This is a genomic window from Pseudomonas sp. ADAK2 TE3594, assembly GCF_053628675.1.
On sequence record NZ_JBRJGV010000001.1, the window covers coordinates 5,543,459 to 5,558,501 of the forward strand.

Consider the following 15,043-nt stretch of genomic DNA (forward strand, 5'->3'; position numbering starts at 1 on the left):
ATCAAAATGCATACGCCCTGAGGCGGTTCAAGCTTTGTCCGCAGCCTGCGCTTTAGCGGCCGGCAAGGTGAAACCGGACACCGAACGCCGCAGCTGGCTGGCCATTTTCGCCAGGTTGCCAATGCTCTCGGCGGTGGCGGTGGAGCCGGACGAGGTCTGCGTGGTGATCTGCTGGATCACGTTCATCGTCAGGGAAATCTGGCCGGCCGACGAAGTCTGTTGCTGCGCGGCGTTGGAAATACTCTGGATCAATGCCGCGAGGGTCTTCGATACGCCTTCGATTTCTTCCAGGGCCACCCCGGCATCCTGCGCCAGACGCGCGCCGCGCACCACTTCGGTGGTGGTCTGTTCCATGGAAATCACCGCTTCGTTGGTGTCGGCCTGAATCGCCCGCACCAGCGTTTCGATCTGCCGGGTCGCCGCGGACGAACGCTCGGCCAGACGCTGTACTTCGTCGGCCACCACCGCAAAACCGCGCCCGGCGTCACCGGCCATGGACGCCTGAATCGCCGCGTTAAGAGCGAGAATGTTGGTCTGGTCGGCAATGTCATCGATCAGGCTGACAATGTCGCCGATTTCCTGAGAAGACTCCCCCAGCCGTTTGATGCGCTTGGCGGTGTCCTGAATCTGCTCGCGAATATTGTCCATGCCATGAATGGTGTTGTGCACTACCTCATTGCCCTTGTTGGCGATCTCCACCGAGCGTTCGGCCACCGCTGAGGATTCGGCGGCGTTGGCCGAGACCTGATCGATGGACTGGGCCATGTCGTTGATGGCCGTGGAGGCTTCGGAAATCTGCTGCGCCTGATGCTCCGAGGCCTGGGCCAGGTGCATGGCGGTGGCCTGGGTTTCCTGCACGGCGGCGGCGACTTGGCCGGCAGTGAGGTTGATGGTCGCCACCAGATCGCGCAGTTGGTCGACGGAATAGTTGATCGAGTCGGCGATGGTGCCGGTGAAGTCTTCGGTCACCGAGGCGGTCACGGTCAGGTCGCCGTCGGCGAGGTCTTCGATTTCGTCCAGCAGGCGCATGATCGCGTTCTGGTTGCGCTCATTCTTCTCGGCGGTTTCACGTAGCTGACGGTTGGTTTCGCGCACCATCACCAGGCCGATGAGGATGATCGACATCAGCGCCAGCAAGCCCAGCACATAGCCGCCGATGGTATCGGTGCTGCGCCCGCCGGCGAGGTTTTCGAAACGGCTGGCCAGGTGCGAGGCTTCATCGAGCAGGGTTTGCGACAGGGTAAAAATGTTGGAGGCCGATTCGCGGACCTTGAACAGCTCCGGCGAGGTTTCGAGGATTTCGTCCACCGAACCCGATACGAATTCGAACAGTTCGGAAATCTCGGTCAACCGGGCGCGTGCATCACGGTCTTCGACCTGGCTGATTTTCAGTGCCGCATTGCCCTGAAGCATGCCGTTGAGCACCAGGCCGAAACGCGCCGCGTCGCGACCGAAAGCGTCGGCCGCCTGCTGCGAATTTTCATCGCCGGACAACACGGTATTCACCGCACCAAGAATCCGCTCGGCCAGCAGCGACTGACGCTGGGCCATCGCCACTTGAGTGGCCGGGGCGCCACGCTGCAGGAGGGTTTCGACGACCTTCTCATACTCGACCTGCAACTGCGGCACGGTTTCGGCCAGCGTTGCGGCGACTTGATGCAAAGACAACACGGTCTGCTCGCTGGAGAGGATGGCGTCGGTGTTTTTCAGCAGACGCTCCCAATCCAGCTGCACAGCGCGCATTTCCGGGCGCACGGTGGACGGTGCCGGCGGCAGGCCGGTGGAAGAATCGCCTTTCTTCAGATAGCCCCAACGCTGGGCGAAGTCGTTGCGCGCATCGCTGAGCAACTTGAACGCCGCGGCCTTGCCGGCGGCGGCTTCGGTGGCGTTCTTGGCGATGCGTTGGGACAGCACGCGCAGCTCACCGGCGTGGCCGATGTACTGTTTGTCGTAATTCGCCTGGGTGTTGAGGTACGCGAAGTTGGCGAACAGCAGCATGATGAAGACGATCAGCGCGATGAACAGCACGATGATCTGCGACCGACTGCGCGACCCTTCTGGCTTGTCTGTTTTAGCTTTTATCATCGGTCCTCGCCTGTCCTGCTCAATTCACTCAATGCCCTTGTAGGAGCGAGGCTTGCCCGCGAAGCAGGCGCTGCGGTCCCGCAGGAACACCGCGTTATCGTTCTTCGCGGGCAAGCCTCGCTCCTACAGGATTGCGGCGTCGCCCCGAGCTACGTTCATGAAGCTCTGTGACTGCGCCAACGCAAACGGGCTGAACACCTGCCAATTCTGCTCACGCTGAAACCGGCCTTTGATGAACGGTGCAATCGGGCCGCTCAAGGTATCTGCCGGTTCCAGGCTGTCCTGGGCAAAGTGTTGCAAGCCGAACACTTCATCGACCAGCAACCCGGCAAACACCTCGTTGTGCTCCACCACCAAAACCCGCCGCTGCTTGCGCAGATTCGACAGTTCATGACCGATGAAGCCACTCAAATCCATGATCGGCAGCAATCGCCCGCGCAGGTTGGCCACGCCCTTGACCCAGGGTTTGACCCCCGGCAATTGTGTAACGCGCGGTTCGTGCAGGACTTCGCTGACTTCACCCATGGGCGCGACGTACCAATGCTCGCCCAAGCGAAAGCCGATGCCGCTCCAGCTGTCCTGTCGAGTCGGCTGGGACGGCAGGTCCGCCGCCAGCAGACGACAGCGCTGGTCAATCTGCAGCAGCAGTTCGAAAGCCGTCAGCGACTCGGTCATGACCGGACGATCAACCGGCCAGCACGTTGTTCAGGGTCTTGATCAAGGTGTCTTCGTCGACTGGTTTGGTCAGGTAGTCCTTGGCGCCCTGGCGCGTGCCCCAGACCTTGTCGGTTTCCTGATCCTTGGTGGTAATGATGATCACCGGGATGTGCCCGGTTTCCGGGTCTTTGGTCAGCTGACGGGTCGCCTGGAAACCGTTGAGGCCGGGCATGACGATGTCCATCAGCACCGCGTCGGGTTTTTCCTGACGGGCCAGGGCCACGCCGTCGGCGCCGTTTTCGGCTTTCAACACTTCATGACCGTGCTTTTCGAGCATGCCGGTCAGTTTGTACATTTCAGTCGGCGAATCATCGACGATCAGAATACGTGCCATGGTCTTCCCCATTCTTGTCGACACCGGGCCCCATGGCCGAGCGTCACTGTGCGTGTCCTACTGCGGCGAAACGACGGCGAAGCCCGGTACATGGGCCTGGATCGCGTTCAGCAGTTCTTCCTTGCTGAAAGGCTTGGTCAAAAACTGGTCGGAACCGACGATCCGGCCTTTGGCCTTGTCGAACAACCCGTCCCTGGACGACAGCATAATCACTGGCGTGGACTTGAACGCACTGTTGTTCTTGATTAAAGCGCAGGTCTGATAACCATCCAGACGCGGCATCATGATGTCGACAAAGATGATGCCGGGGTGATTGTCGGCAATCTTGGCCAGGGCATCGAAACCATCGATTGCGGTGATGACTTCACAGCCCACGTTTTTCAACAACGTTTCGGCGGTGCGACGAATCGTTTTCGAATCGTCGATCACCATGACCTTCAAGGCGTTGGAATGCTGTTCCATAGTGGCTCTACCGTCGCCTTTGTGAATCAATTTGTCCGTTTGCCGCTCACCGTTGGCTCGAAACCCTTGATACTTAAGGGCCAACACAGCATGGCAGTCTTTTTAGCACAGTCTCCCCATCCAATCTATCGGGCGACCCTGGCGGTGGTTTTTCCTTGACCGGGAACCCACTCAGCGCCACTCTGACGCCACTTTTTCACAACACTTTCCACCCCAATTTCGAGGAAAACCCCATGAGCGTTCGCGTCGGGATTGTCATGGATCCTATCGCCAGCATCTCCTATAAAAAGGATAGCTCGCTGGCCATGCTGCTGGCCGCGCAAAAGCGTGGCTGGGAACTGTTCTATATGGAACAGCGCGATTTGTATCAGGCCGAAGGCGAAGCACGCGCGCGGATGCGTCCGCTGAAGGTGTTCGCCAACCCGGAAAAATGGTTTGAGCTGGGTGGCGAAAGCGATGCGCTGCTGAGTGATCTGGACGTGATCCTGATGCGCAAGGATCCGCCGTTCGATATGGAGTTCGTCTACTCCACGTATTTGCTGGAACAAGCGGAAAATGCTGGCGTACTGGTGGTCAACAAGCCGCAAAGCCTGCGTGACTGCAACGAAAAGCTGTTCGCCACGCTGTTTCCGCAGTGCACACCACCGACCATCGTCAGCCGTCGCCCGGACGTGTTGCGTGAATTCGCCGACCATCACGGTGACGTGATCCTCAAGCCGCTGGACGGCATGGGCGGCTCGTCGATCTTCCGTCACACCGCTGGCCACCCGAACCTGTCGGTGATCCTCGAAACCCTGACCTTGCATGGTCGGCAGCAGATCATGATCCAGGGTTACCTGCCGGCGATCGTTGATGGCGACAAACGCATCCTGATGATCGACGGCGAGCCGGTGGATTACTGCCTGGCCCGGATTCCGGCCGCAGGCGAAACCCGTGGCAACCTCGCCGCCGGTGGCCGTGGCGAAGCCCGACCGCTGACCGAAAAAGATCGCTGGATCGCCGCGCAAGTCGGCCCGACCCTGCGTGAGAAAGGCCTGCTGTTCGTCGGCCTCGACGTGATCGGTGAGCATCTGACCGAAATCAACGTCACCAGCCCGACCTGCATTCGCGAGATCGACAACGCGTTCGGCACCGACATTGGTGGCCTTCTGATGGATGCCATCGATCAGAAGCTCAAGGCTCGTTGATAGAGACAACCAACATTGCGTTATCATCCCCGGCCTGTAAAAAACGCGATGTTGGTTTTCTTGTTATGACACTTCCGTCCGATCTGCCCGCTGAACTCGCCCATCACGGCGTGCGCCCGGCCGATCGCCTCGGTTTTACCCTGTTTCTGGCGGCGCTGATCCATCTGGCCTTGTTGTTGGGCGTCGGGTTCTCCATGGTCGAACCCCAGCAAATCAGCAAAACCCTGGAAATCACCCTCGCCACCTTCAAAAGCGAAAAAAAGCCTGCGAAAGCTGACTTTCTCGCCCAGGAAAACCAGGAAGGCAGCGGCACCCTGGATAAAAAGGCAATTCCCAAGACCACCGAGATCGCGCCATTCCAGGACAACAAGGTGCAGCAAGTCACCCCACCGCCGGCGGCCAAGCCTCAAGTGCAGGAAGCCGCGCCCAAGGCGTCTGTGACCACCGTCGCGCCGAAGCCGAAAAAAGCCGCAACCAAGACTGAAGAACCCAAGCCCCAAGCCAAGCCCCAAGTGGCGGCACCGACATTCGACAGCTCGCAGTTGTCCAGCGACATCGCCAGCCTGGAAGCCGAACTGGCCAACGAACAGCAGCTGTACGCCAAGCGCCCGCGCATCCACCGTTTGAGCGCCGCATCGACCATGCGCGACAAGGGTGCCTGGTACAAGGATGAATGGCGCAAGAAGGTCGAGCGCATCGGCAACCTCAACTACCCCGACGAGGCACGACGCAAACAGATTTACGGCAATTTGCGACTGATGGTCTCGATCAACCGCGACGGCTCGCTGTATGAAGTGCTGGTGCTGGAGTCTTCCGGCCAGCCGCTGCTGGACCAGGCGGCGCAGCGCATCGTGCGCCTCGCGGCACCGTTTGCACCGTTTACCGGGGATCTGTCAGACATCGACCGCCTGGAAATCATCCGCACCTGGAAGTTTGCGCGTGGGGACCGGTTGTCCAGTAATTGACCAGCACACCCCCCCTGTGGGAGCGAGCCTGCTCGCGATGGCGGCCTGTCTGACACTTTAATTTTGACTGTGCCGCCGTCATCGCGAGCAGGCTCGCTCCCACATTTGATCGGTGTCGACTGCCAAATTGCGGCATCCTCGGCTTGTCAGTTCGCCCCTCCAACGCCACACTAGCGCTCATGAAGAACGTCAGCCCCAGCTACCTCAAGCATCACTTCCTGATCGCCATGCCTCACATGGCCGACCCGAACTTTGCGCATACCTTGACCTACATCGTCGAGCACACGGCCAATGGTGCCATGGGGCTGGTGGTCAACCGCCCGCAGGACCTGAACCTGGCCGATATCCTCGAGCAATTGCGCCCCGATATCGAACCGCCAGTACTCTGCCAGCACGTGCCGATCTTTATGGGTGGCCCGGTGCAAACCGATCGCGGTTTTGTCCTGCACCCATCGGGCAAATCTTTTCAGGCGACCGTTGATCTGGAAGGCGAGCTGTCCCTGTCGACTTCCCAGGACGTGCTGTTCGCCATCGCCGACGGCGTCGGCCCCGCGAAAAGCCTGATCACCCTCGGCTACGCCGGTTGGGAAGCCGGGCAATTGGAAGCCGAACTGGCCGACAACGCCTGGCTGACCTGCCCGTTCGATGCCGACATCCTGTTCAACACGAGCAGCGAATTACGTCTTGAAGCGGCGGCCAAACACCTGGGCGTCAATCTCAGCCTGCTCACCAGCCAGGCGGGGCACGCCTGATGGCCCTGCGGTTGATTTTGGGTTTCGACTACGGCACCAAACAGATCGGCGTTGCGGTCGGTCAGGTGATTACCGGGCAGGCCCGCGAGCTGTGCACCTTGAAGGCGCAAAACGGCATTCCTGACTGGAATCAGGTCGAAGCCCTGATTAAAGAGTGGAAACCCGACGCTGTGGTGGTCGGCCTGCCGCTGAACATGGACGGTACACCCAGCGACATGTGCCTGCGGGCCGAGAAGTTCGCCCGCCGCCTGAACGGCCGCTACAACCTGCCCTTTTATACTCACGACGAGCGCCTGACCACCTTCGAGGCCAAGGGCGAACGCCTGGTCCGTGGCGGCCAGAAAGGCAGTTACCGCGACAACCCGGTCGATGCCATCGCCGCCGCCCTGCTGCTGCAAGGCTGGCTCGACGAAAACAGCGCGTTGTTCGAATCCTGACCGCACCTAATTCTGAAGAGCCGCTGCGGCGTCTCCCTTAGCTACAACCCGAGCCACCACTCAAGCGGCATCCGGCTCGGGACAAAGAAGGAGCAAACCATGAGCCTGCCCAATCCCGCCGAACTGATCAGCCAGATGGCGATCCGTCTCAAGGCTTATCTGGAAAACCGTGGCATCAGTGAACCGCGCTATATCGGCATTCGGACCGGTGGCGTCTGGGTCGCTCAGGCATTGCTCGATGAACTGGGCAGCGATTCGCCCCTGGGCACCCTGGACGTTTCGTTCTACCGCGACGACTTCAGCCAGAACGGCCTGCACCCACAAGTACGCCCATCGGCGCTGCCGTTCGAGATCGAAGGCCAGCACCTGGTGCTGATCGATGACGTGCTGATGAGCGGTCGGACCATCCGCGCCGCGATGAACGAACTCTTCGACTATGGCCGCCCGGCCAGTGTGACGCTGGTATGCCTGCTGGACCTGGACGCCGGTGAGCTGCCGATCCGCCCGAACGTGGTTGGCGCGACGCTGTCGCTGGCGGCCCACGAACGAGTGAAACTGTCCGGCCCGGAACTCAAGCTCGAACTTCAAGACCTCGCCCTTTAATTTCGCCCTATTGAGAGTCCCCCTCGCGATGACGCCTCTAGAAACCAAGCGCCCGCTGCAGCTCAATGATCAGGGCCAGCTGCGCCACTTCCTCTCGCTCGACGGTTTGCGCCGCGAGCTGCTGACGGAAATCCTCGACACCGCTGACTCGTTCCTCGAGGTTGGCGCCCGGGCGGTGAAGAAAGTCCCGTTGCTGCGCGGCAAGACCGTGTGCAACGTGTTCTTCGAGAACTCCACCCGCACCCGCACCACCTTCGAACTGGCGGCCCAACGGCTGTCGGCCGACGTGATCACCCTGAACGTGTCGACGTCGTCGGCGAGCAAGGGCGAAACCCTGCTCGACACCCTGCGCAACCTGGAAGCCATGGCCGCCGACATGTTCGTCGTGCGTCACGGTGATTCCGGCGCGGCGCACTTCATCGCCGAGCATGTCTGCCCGCAAGTGGCGATCATCAACGGTGGCGACGGCCGTCACGCCCACCCGACCCAGGGCATGCTCGATATGCTCACTATTCGTCGGCACAAGGGCGGCTTCGAAAACCTTTCGGTGGCCATCGTCGGCGACATCCTGCACTCGCGGGTGGCGCGCTCGAACATGCTGGCCCTGAAAACCCTTGGCTGCCCGGACATCCGCGTGATCGCGCCGAAAACCCTGCTGCCGATCGGCATCGAGCAGTACGGTGTGAAGGTCTACACCGACATGACCGAAGGCCTGAAAGACGTCGACGTGGTGATCATGCTGCGCCTGCAGCGTGAACGCATGACCGGCGGCCTGCTGCCGAGCGAAGGCGAGTTCTACCGCCTGTTCGGCCTGACCACCGCACGCCTGGCCGGGGCCAAACCGGATTGCATCGTCATGCACCCGGGGCCGATCAACCGTGGGGTGGAAATTGAGTCGGCGGTGGCCGACGGCCCGCACTCGGTGATCCTCAACCAGGTGACCTACGGCATCGCGATTCGTATGGCTGTGCTGTCCATGGCCATGAGCGGGCAAACAGCCCAGCGCCAATTCGAGCAGGAGAACGCCCAGTGAAACTCAGCATTCTCGGCGCACGCGTTATCGATCCGGCCAGCGGCCTGGATCAAGTGACTGATATCCACGTTGAAGCCTGCAAGATCGTCGCCCTCGGCGCCGCTCCGGCGGGTTTCGTTGCAGTAGACACGATCGACGCCAAAGGTCTGGTGGCCGCCCCCGGCCTGGTTGACCTGAACGTTGCCCTGCGCGAGCCGGGCTACAGCCGCAAAGGCTCGATCGCCAGCGAAACCCGCGCAGCTGCCGCCGGTGGCGTGACCAGCCTGTGCTGCCCGCCGAAAACCAAACCGGTGCTGGACACCTCGGCCGTGGCCGAATTGATCCTCGACCGCGCCCGCGAAGCCGGCAACACCAAAGTCTTCCCGATCGGCGCCCTGAGCAAAGGCCTGGATGGCGAACAGCTGGCCGAACTCGTTGCGCTGCGCGATGCCGGTTGCGTGGCCTTCGGCAACGGTCTGGAGAGCTTCCGCAACACCCGCACCCTGTGCCGGGCGCTGGAATACGCGGCGACGTTCGACCTGACGGTGATTTTCAACTCGCAGGACCATGATCTGGCCGAAGGTGGCTTGGCTCACGAAGGCCCGACGGCGAGTTTCCTCGGTTTGCCGGGCATTCCGGAAACCGCTGAAACCGTAGCCCTGGCCCGCGATCTGCTGCTGGTCGAGCAAAGCGGCGTACGCGCACACTTCAGCCAGCTCACCAGCGCCCGCGGCGTAGCGCTGATCGCCCAAGCCCAGGCCCGTGGCCTGAAGGTCACGGCGGACGTGGCGTTGTATCAGCTGATCCTCACCGACGAAGCGCTGATCGACTTCAGCAGCCTCTATCACGTCCAACCGCCGCTGCGCACCCGCGCCGACCGCGACGGCCTGCGGGCAGCGGTGAAGTCGGGGGTGGTCTCGGCCATCTCCAGCCATCACCAGCCCCATGAGCGCGACGCCAAACTGGCACCGTTCGGTGCCACCGAGCCGGGCATCAGCAGCGTTGAACTGCTGCTGCCGCTGGCGATGACATTGGTGGAAGACGGTTTGCTGGATCTGCCAACGCTACTCGCACGACTCGGCGCAGGCCCTGCCGAAGCATTGCGTCTGCCGGCGGGCAAGCTGGCGGTAGGTGGGCCGGCAGATATCGTGCTGTTCGACCCGGCGGCCTCGACCGTGGCCGGTGAAACCTGGCTGTCCAAGGGCGAAAACTGCCCGTTCATTGGCCACAGCCTGCCGGGTGTGGTGCGTTACACACTGGTGGATGGGCGGATCAGCCACCAGGCGTAGAACGCGGTGCTCCAATCGCGGGCAAGCCCGCTCCCACAGGGTTATCGGTTGGCCGCAAGATTTGCGGACAATACACATCCACTGTGGGAGCGGGCTTGCCCGCGATGACTTATTGGAAGGCGCCTCTGTTCTGCGCGTTGCGAATCGACACCTGGTCATTCAACGTCCAGAAGTCATACAACACCCCTAGAAAGAACACCCCGCCCGTCACCAGGTACAGCAACCCGCTGATCCACTTCCCCTGATACATCCGGTGCACACCGAACACCCCCAGAAACGTCAGCAGAATCCACGCAACGTTGTATTCGATGGGGCCAGCGGTAAAGCGCAGGTCCGCTTCACGATCCATGGCCGGAATCAGAAACACGTCGATCAGCCAGCCGATACCCAGCAAACCGAAGGTAAAGAACCAGATCGTCCCGGTCACCGGCTTGCCGTAATAGAAGCGGTGAGCCCCGGTAAAACCGAAAATCCACAACAGGTAACCAATCACTTTGCTGTGTGTGTCTTGCTCTGAAACGGGGTGTTGATAGGTGTTCATGGATGACCTCGACTCACACGATAGAGAAATATTCTTGAATTCTTTGTGACTTTTTTACAGGCGGCCGACATACGGCAAATGCTAACTTCATTCCTGCCAAAGCCTTGTAATACCTGACTTTTGTCCGACAACCGCGTCAATTTTGCCGCTTTTTTAGTTCCGTGGCCCGCCGCCTGAATCGACCAACGGCCTCGGAAGGGCCAAAAAAGCTGTTATAAAGTTGCGCGTTCACCCATATGAGCCTTGCCTAATGCGTCCATTTTTCAAGACATGGCTAACCATTTGCCTATTATTGCCCCTGGCCGCCCACGCCACCAATCGTGAGCAACGTCTTCCTAACGTTAATGGTTACACTCCAAAATCCCATGTTTCTGCTCCTTCGAGCAAAAACAAACAGACCGTAAAACGCTCCAGCCAACTGAGCAGCGTAAACGGCAATCTGGTCCCGCCGATGGCGACCAAGGAAAGCAGCAACGTACTGAGCCGCGCGGTAAACGTGCTCGGTACACCTTATCGTTGGGGTGGCAGCAGCCCAAGTAAAGGCTTCGATTGCAGCGGTCTGGTGAAATACGCGTTCAACGACGCCACGTTTGACCTGCCACGCACCTCCAACGCCATGGCCAGCGGTCATGGCGAGAAGGTCGATCGCAACGATCTGAAGCCAGGCGACCTGATTTTCTTCAACATCAAGAGCCGTCGGGTCAATCATGTTGCCATCTACCTGGGCAACGACCGCTTCATCCACGCACCACGCCGTGGCAAGTCGGTGACCATCGACACCCTGAAGAAACCGTACTGGGAAAGCCACTACGTGGTTGCCAAGCGGGTTCTGCCGAAAGAACAGAACGCATTGCGGGTTGTTCAGCGCTGATCTTTGACCCAGGATTTGCTTCGTTCGTGAAGGCCTCTTCGCGGGCAAGCCTCGCTCCTACAGATTGTTGGTCGCGCTCAAATGGTGCGACCGACATCAATCTGTAGGAGCGAGGCTTGCCCGCGAAGGCATTTCTGGATCCGTCAAAAATTATCCGGCGACCGCGCCTTCTCCCGCGCATGCTCGCGGCTGATCACGCCCTTGGTCACCAGCTCCTTCAGGCACATATCCAGTGTCTGCATCCCCAGCGACCCTCCGGTCTGAATCGACGAGTACATCTGCGCCACTTTGTCTTCGCGGATCAGGTTACGGATCGCCGAAGTGCCGAGCATGATTTCGTGGGCGGCAATTCGCCCGCCGCCTATTTTCTTGATCAACGTCTGCGACACCACCGCCAGCAACGACTCGGAGAGCATTGAACGCACCATCGATTTCTCGTCGCCCGGAAACACATCCACCACCCGGTCGATAGTTTTCGCCGCCGACGTGGTGTGCAGCGTGCCAAATACCAGGTGACCCGTTTCGGCGGCAGTCAACGCCAGCCGAATAGTCTCCAGATCACGCATTTCCCCTACCAGAATCACGTCCGGGTCTTCGCGCAGGGCCGAGCGCAGCGCTGTGGCGAAGCTGCGGGTATCGCGATGGACTTCGCGCTGATTGATCAGGCATTTGCGCGACTCGTGGACGAACTCGATCGGGTCTTCGATGGTGAGGATGTGGTGATGGCGATGGTTGTTGAGGTAATCGATCATCGCCGCCAACGTGGTGGACTTGCCGGAACCGGTCGGGCCGGTCACCAGCACCAGGCCCCGGGGCGCCTCGGTAATCTTGCGAAACACTTCCCCCATCTCCAGGTCATCCATGCTCAGGACCTTGGAAGGGATGGTCCGGAATACCGCGCCCGCGCCACGATTCTGATTGAAGGCATTGACCCGAAAACGCGCCACGCCGGGCACTTCAAAGGAAAAGTCGGTTTCAAGATGCTTCTCGAAGTCCACCCGCTGGAGGTCGTTCATGATGTCGTAGATCAGGTCATGCACTTCCTTGTGGTCCAGGGCCGGCAGGTTGATGCGTCGCACATCGCCGTCGACACGGATCATTGGCGGCAGGCCAGCGGACAGGTGCAGGTCGGATGCTCCCTGTTTGGCGCTGAAAGCCAGCAGTTCAGTGATATCCATAGCGCTCCTCAATTCCAGTAGAATGCCGCGAACCTTCAGACCGCTGGCGCCTCTTGATGTCCACGATAGCAGACAACATTGCTCAGGTTAGTTCACGCATCCAGGCAGCAGCCAAAGCTGCCCACCGCGGTGAGAACAGCATCCAGCTGCTGGCCGTGAGCAAGACCAAACCCGCCGACGCCCTGCGTGAAGCCTACGCCGCCGGGATCCGCGACTTTGGCGAAAACTACCTGCAGGAAGCCTTGGGCAAACAGCTCGAATTGGCCGACCTGCCCTTGATCTGGCACTTCATCGGCCCCATTCAATCGAACAAGACTCGCGCTATCGCCGAGCATTTCGACTGGGTGCATTCCGTGGATCGCTTGAAAATCGCACAACGCCTGTCCGAACAACGTCCTGCCGATTTGCCTCCATTGAACATCTGCATCCAGGTCAACGTCAGTGGTGAAGCCAGCAAGTCTGGCTGCACTCCGGCCGACCTGCCCGCCCTGGCCAATGCCATCGGCGCACTGCCGCGCTTGAAATTGCGCGGTTTGATGGCGATTCCCGAGCCGACTGAAGATCGCGCCGCCCAGGATGCAGCCTTTGCTGCCGTACAGAGCCTGCAAGCCAGCCTGAACCTGCCACTCGATACACTTTCCATGGGCATGAGCCACGACCTCGAGTCGGCCATCGCCCAGGGCGCCACTTGGGTTCGTATCGGTACGGCCCTGTTTGGTGCCCGCGACTACGGTCAACCATGAACAATGGCTGACACCTCTCTTTATAAGGACCTGACATGAGCAAGACTCGTATTGCCTTTATCGGAGCCGGCAACATGGCCGCCAGCCTGATCGGCGGCCTGCGCGCCAAAGGTCTGGACGCCACGCAGATCCGCGCCAGCGATCCGGGTGAACAAACCCGTGCCCGCGTGAGTGCCGAACACGGCATCGAAGTGTTCGCCGACAACGCCGACGCCATTCAGGGCGTGGACGTGATCGTGCTGGCGGTCAAACCCCAGGCGATGAAAGCCGTTTGCGAAGCCATTCGCCCAAGCCTTGCGCCGAATCAACTGGTGGTTTCGATTGCGGCCGGCATCACTTGCGCCAGCATGAACAACTGGCTCGGCGCCCAGCCGATCGTGCGCTGCATGCCCAACACCCCGGCGCTGCTGCGTCAGGGCGTGAGCGGGTTGTTTGCCACGAACGAAGTGAATGCAGAACAGCGCCAGCAAGCTGAAGAGCTGTTGTCGGCCGTCGGCATTGCCCTGTGGCTGAACGAAGAACAGCAACTGGACGCGGTCACGGCCGTTTCCGGCTCGGGCCCGGCGTATTTCTTCCTGCTGATCGAAGCCATGACCGCTGCCGGCGTGAAGCTTGGCCTGCCTGCGGACATCGCCGCCCAACTGACGGTGCAAACCGCGCTGGGCGCCGCGCACATGGCGGTTGCCAGCGATGTCGACGCAGCAGAATTGCGTCGTCGCGTGACGTCGCCTGCGGGCACCACCGAAGCTGCAATCAAGTCGTTCCAGGCCGGCGGCTTCGAAGCGCTGGTCGAAAAAGCCCTCGGCGCCGCTGCGCACCGCTCGGCTGAGATGGCTGAGCAACTTGGCCGCTAATCAGCTCTTACAAAGGAATCAATGATGCTTGGACTCAATGACGCTGCCATTTTTATAATTAAAACCCTGGGCAGCCTGTACCTGCTGATCGTGCTCATGCGCTTCATCCTGCAACTGGTGCGGGCGAACTTCTACAACCCGCTCTGCCAGTTCGCCGTGAAAGCCACTCAACCGCTGCTCAAGCCGCTGCGCCGGGTCATCCCGAGCATGTTCGGGCTGGACATGTCGTCACTGGTACTGGCGCTGATCATTCAGATGCTGCTGATTGGGGTGATCCTGCTGCTCAAAGGCTTCATGGTCGACTGGCTGTTCCTGGTGCCGTGGGCGCTGATCGCGCTCTTCTCGCTGTTTTTGAATATTATTTTCTGGGCGATGATCATCAGCGTGATTCTGTCCTGGGTCGCCCCGGGGAGCCACAACCCGGGTGCAGAGCTGGTTGCTCAGATCACTGAACCGGTACTCGCCCCGTTCCGTCGGATCATTCCGAACCTGGGCGGCCTCGATATCTCGCCGATCTTCGCGTTCATCGTGATCCAGTTACTGCAAAGCTGGCTGATCCCGCGCCTTGCGAACTTCGCCCTCATGCCGATGGGGCTGCTCGGCCTGAGCTGATGAGCTACTTTCGCTGGGACGGTGATGACCTGATTCTGGAATGTCACCTGCAACCTGCGGCCCGCAGCGATGATTTCTGCGGGCTGCATGGCGATCGCCTGAAGATCCGCCTGACCGCACCGCCGGTTGAAGGCAAGGCCAATGCGTATTTGATGGCGTTTCTGGCCAAGGCATTCGGGGTTTCCAAGAGTCAGGTAAGTTTGATCAGCGGGGAGCTGAACCGGCAGAAGCGGGTGCGGATCTGTTCGCCGAAGAAGCTGCCGGATTTGCCGGATCTGCTGCGCCCGGCGGGCTGACCGCGTCATCGTTCATCGCGAGCAGGCTCGCTCCCACATTGGAATGCGTTCCCCTGTGGGAGCGAGCCTGCTCGCGATTGCCGCGCCTCGGTCTACCTGGGAAAA

At 60.4% G+C, this 15,043-nt stretch carries 18 protein-coding genes; 12 read left to right on the top strand and 6 right to left on the bottom strand.

Translation table 11 applies throughout. The features are described 5' to 3' along the window. Positions 1 to 27: 27 nt before the first annotated feature. The 4 genes from AB7M22_RS24900 to pilG form a co-directional block, all read right to left on the bottom strand. Entirely contained in the window at positions 28 to 2,085 is a 2,058-nt protein-coding gene (locus AB7M22_RS24900; protein ID WP_454188073.1) for a methyl-accepting chemotaxis protein, read from the bottom strand. Between the two features lie 123 nt (positions 2,086 to 2,208). After that, positions 2,209 to 2,760, bottom strand: a complete 552-nt coding sequence (locus AB7M22_RS24905; RefSeq protein ID WP_454188074.1) for a chemotaxis protein CheW — start codon at positions 2,758 to 2,760, stop codon at positions 2,209 to 2,211. A gap of 10 nt (positions 2,761 to 2,770) precedes the next feature. Continuing rightward, a complete protein-coding gene (pilH, locus tag AB7M22_RS24910; RefSeq protein WP_007897961.1) occupies positions 2,771 to 3,136 on the bottom strand; it encodes a twitching motility response regulator PilH in 366 nt (121 codons plus the stop codon). A gap of 57 nt (positions 3,137 to 3,193) precedes the next feature. Next, complete coding sequence (pilG, locus tag AB7M22_RS24915; RefSeq protein WP_454188075.1) at positions 3,194 to 3,598, bottom strand: twitching motility response regulator PilG; 405 nt, start codon at positions 3,596 to 3,598, stop codon at positions 3,194 to 3,196. A gap of 233 nt (positions 3,599 to 3,831) precedes the next feature. Here pilG and gshB point away from each other — a divergent pair, with 233 nt between their 5' ends. The 7 genes from gshB (at position 3,832) to AB7M22_RS24950 (ending at position 9,843) form a co-directional block, all read left to right on the top strand. Then, a complete protein-coding gene (gshB, locus tag AB7M22_RS24920) occupies positions 3,832 to 4,785 on the top strand; it encodes a glutathione synthase (protein WP_454188076.1) in 954 nt (317 codons plus the stop codon). Between the two features lie 65 nt (positions 4,786 to 4,850). Beyond that, positions 4,851 to 5,750, top strand: a complete 900-nt coding sequence (locus AB7M22_RS24925) for a TonB family protein (RefSeq protein ID WP_454188077.1) — start codon at positions 4,851 to 4,853, stop codon at positions 5,748 to 5,750. A gap of 179 nt (positions 5,751 to 5,929) precedes the next feature. After that, entirely contained in the window at positions 5,930 to 6,502 is a 573-nt protein-coding gene (locus AB7M22_RS24930) for a YqgE/AlgH family protein (protein ID WP_007897948.1), read from the top strand. Beyond that, positions 6,502 to 6,939, top strand: a complete 438-nt coding sequence (gene ruvX, locus AB7M22_RS24935) for a Holliday junction resolvase RuvX (RefSeq protein ID WP_008007435.1) — start codon at positions 6,502 to 6,504, stop codon at positions 6,937 to 6,939. Before AB7M22_RS24930 ends, ruvX begins: the two co-directional genes overlap by 1 nt. A 99-nt stretch (positions 6,940 to 7,038) precedes the next feature. Continuing rightward, entirely contained in the window at positions 7,039 to 7,542 is a 504-nt protein-coding gene (gene pyrR, locus AB7M22_RS24940; RefSeq protein WP_007897945.1) for a bifunctional pyr operon transcriptional regulator/uracil phosphoribosyltransferase PyrR, read from the top strand. A 28-nt stretch (positions 7,543 to 7,570) separates the two neighbouring features. After that, positions 7,571 to 8,575, top strand: a complete 1,005-nt coding sequence (locus AB7M22_RS24945) for an aspartate carbamoyltransferase catalytic subunit (protein ID WP_007897943.1) — start codon at positions 7,571 to 7,573, stop codon at positions 8,573 to 8,575. Beyond that, entirely contained in the window at positions 8,572 to 9,843 is a 1,272-nt protein-coding gene (locus tag AB7M22_RS24950; RefSeq protein WP_008007433.1) for a dihydroorotase, read from the top strand. Before AB7M22_RS24945 ends, AB7M22_RS24950 begins: the two co-directional genes overlap by 4 nt. A 109-nt stretch (positions 9,844 to 9,952) precedes the next feature. On the opposite strand, the gene AB7M22_RS24955 is transcribed toward AB7M22_RS24950, so the two are convergent. Further along, entirely contained in the window at positions 9,953 to 10,384 is a 432-nt protein-coding gene (locus tag AB7M22_RS24955; RefSeq protein ID WP_201061739.1) for an NINE protein, read from the bottom strand. 250 nt (positions 10,385 to 10,634) lie between these two features. Between AB7M22_RS24955 and AB7M22_RS24960 the strand changes: the two genes are divergently transcribed. After that, positions 10,635 to 11,255, top strand: coding sequence for a C40 family peptidase (locus tag AB7M22_RS24960; protein WP_454188078.1), 621 nt, complete (start codon positions 10,635 to 10,637; stop codon positions 11,253 to 11,255). A 143-nt stretch (positions 11,256 to 11,398) separates the two neighbouring features. Here AB7M22_RS24960 and AB7M22_RS24965 read toward each other — a convergent pair whose 3' ends face one another. Further along, on the bottom strand, positions 11,399 to 12,433 hold the full coding sequence (locus AB7M22_RS24965) for a type IV pilus twitching motility protein PilT (RefSeq protein WP_454188079.1): 1,035 nt from the start codon (positions 12,431 to 12,433) through the stop codon (positions 11,399 to 11,401). Between the two features lie 56 nt (positions 12,434 to 12,489). On the opposite strand from AB7M22_RS24965, the gene AB7M22_RS24970 reads away from it, so the two are divergent. Genes AB7M22_RS24970 through AB7M22_RS24985 form a run of 4 tightly spaced genes read left to right on the top strand, consistent with a single transcriptional unit; the run spans position 12,490 to position 14,938 of the window. Next, positions 12,490 to 13,176 (top strand): YggS family pyridoxal phosphate-dependent enzyme, encoded by a 687-nt coding sequence (locus AB7M22_RS24970; RefSeq protein ID WP_454188080.1) that lies wholly within the window; start codon positions 12,490 to 12,492, stop codon positions 13,174 to 13,176. Positions 13,177 to 13,211: 35 nt separating this feature from the next. Beyond that, entirely contained in the window at positions 13,212 to 14,030 is an 819-nt protein-coding gene (proC, locus tag AB7M22_RS24975; protein WP_454188081.1) for a pyrroline-5-carboxylate reductase, read from the top strand. A gap of 24 nt (positions 14,031 to 14,054) precedes the next feature. Next, entirely contained in the window at positions 14,055 to 14,642 is a 588-nt protein-coding gene (locus AB7M22_RS24980; RefSeq protein ID WP_008007417.1) for a YggT family protein, read from the top strand. Further along, positions 14,642 to 14,938 (top strand): DUF167 domain-containing protein, encoded by a 297-nt coding sequence (locus tag AB7M22_RS24985; RefSeq protein WP_008007416.1) that lies wholly within the window; start codon positions 14,642 to 14,644, stop codon positions 14,936 to 14,938. The genes AB7M22_RS24980 and AB7M22_RS24985 overlap by 1 nt, the downstream gene beginning before the upstream one ends. Positions 14,939 to 15,043 lie beyond the last annotated feature (105 nt).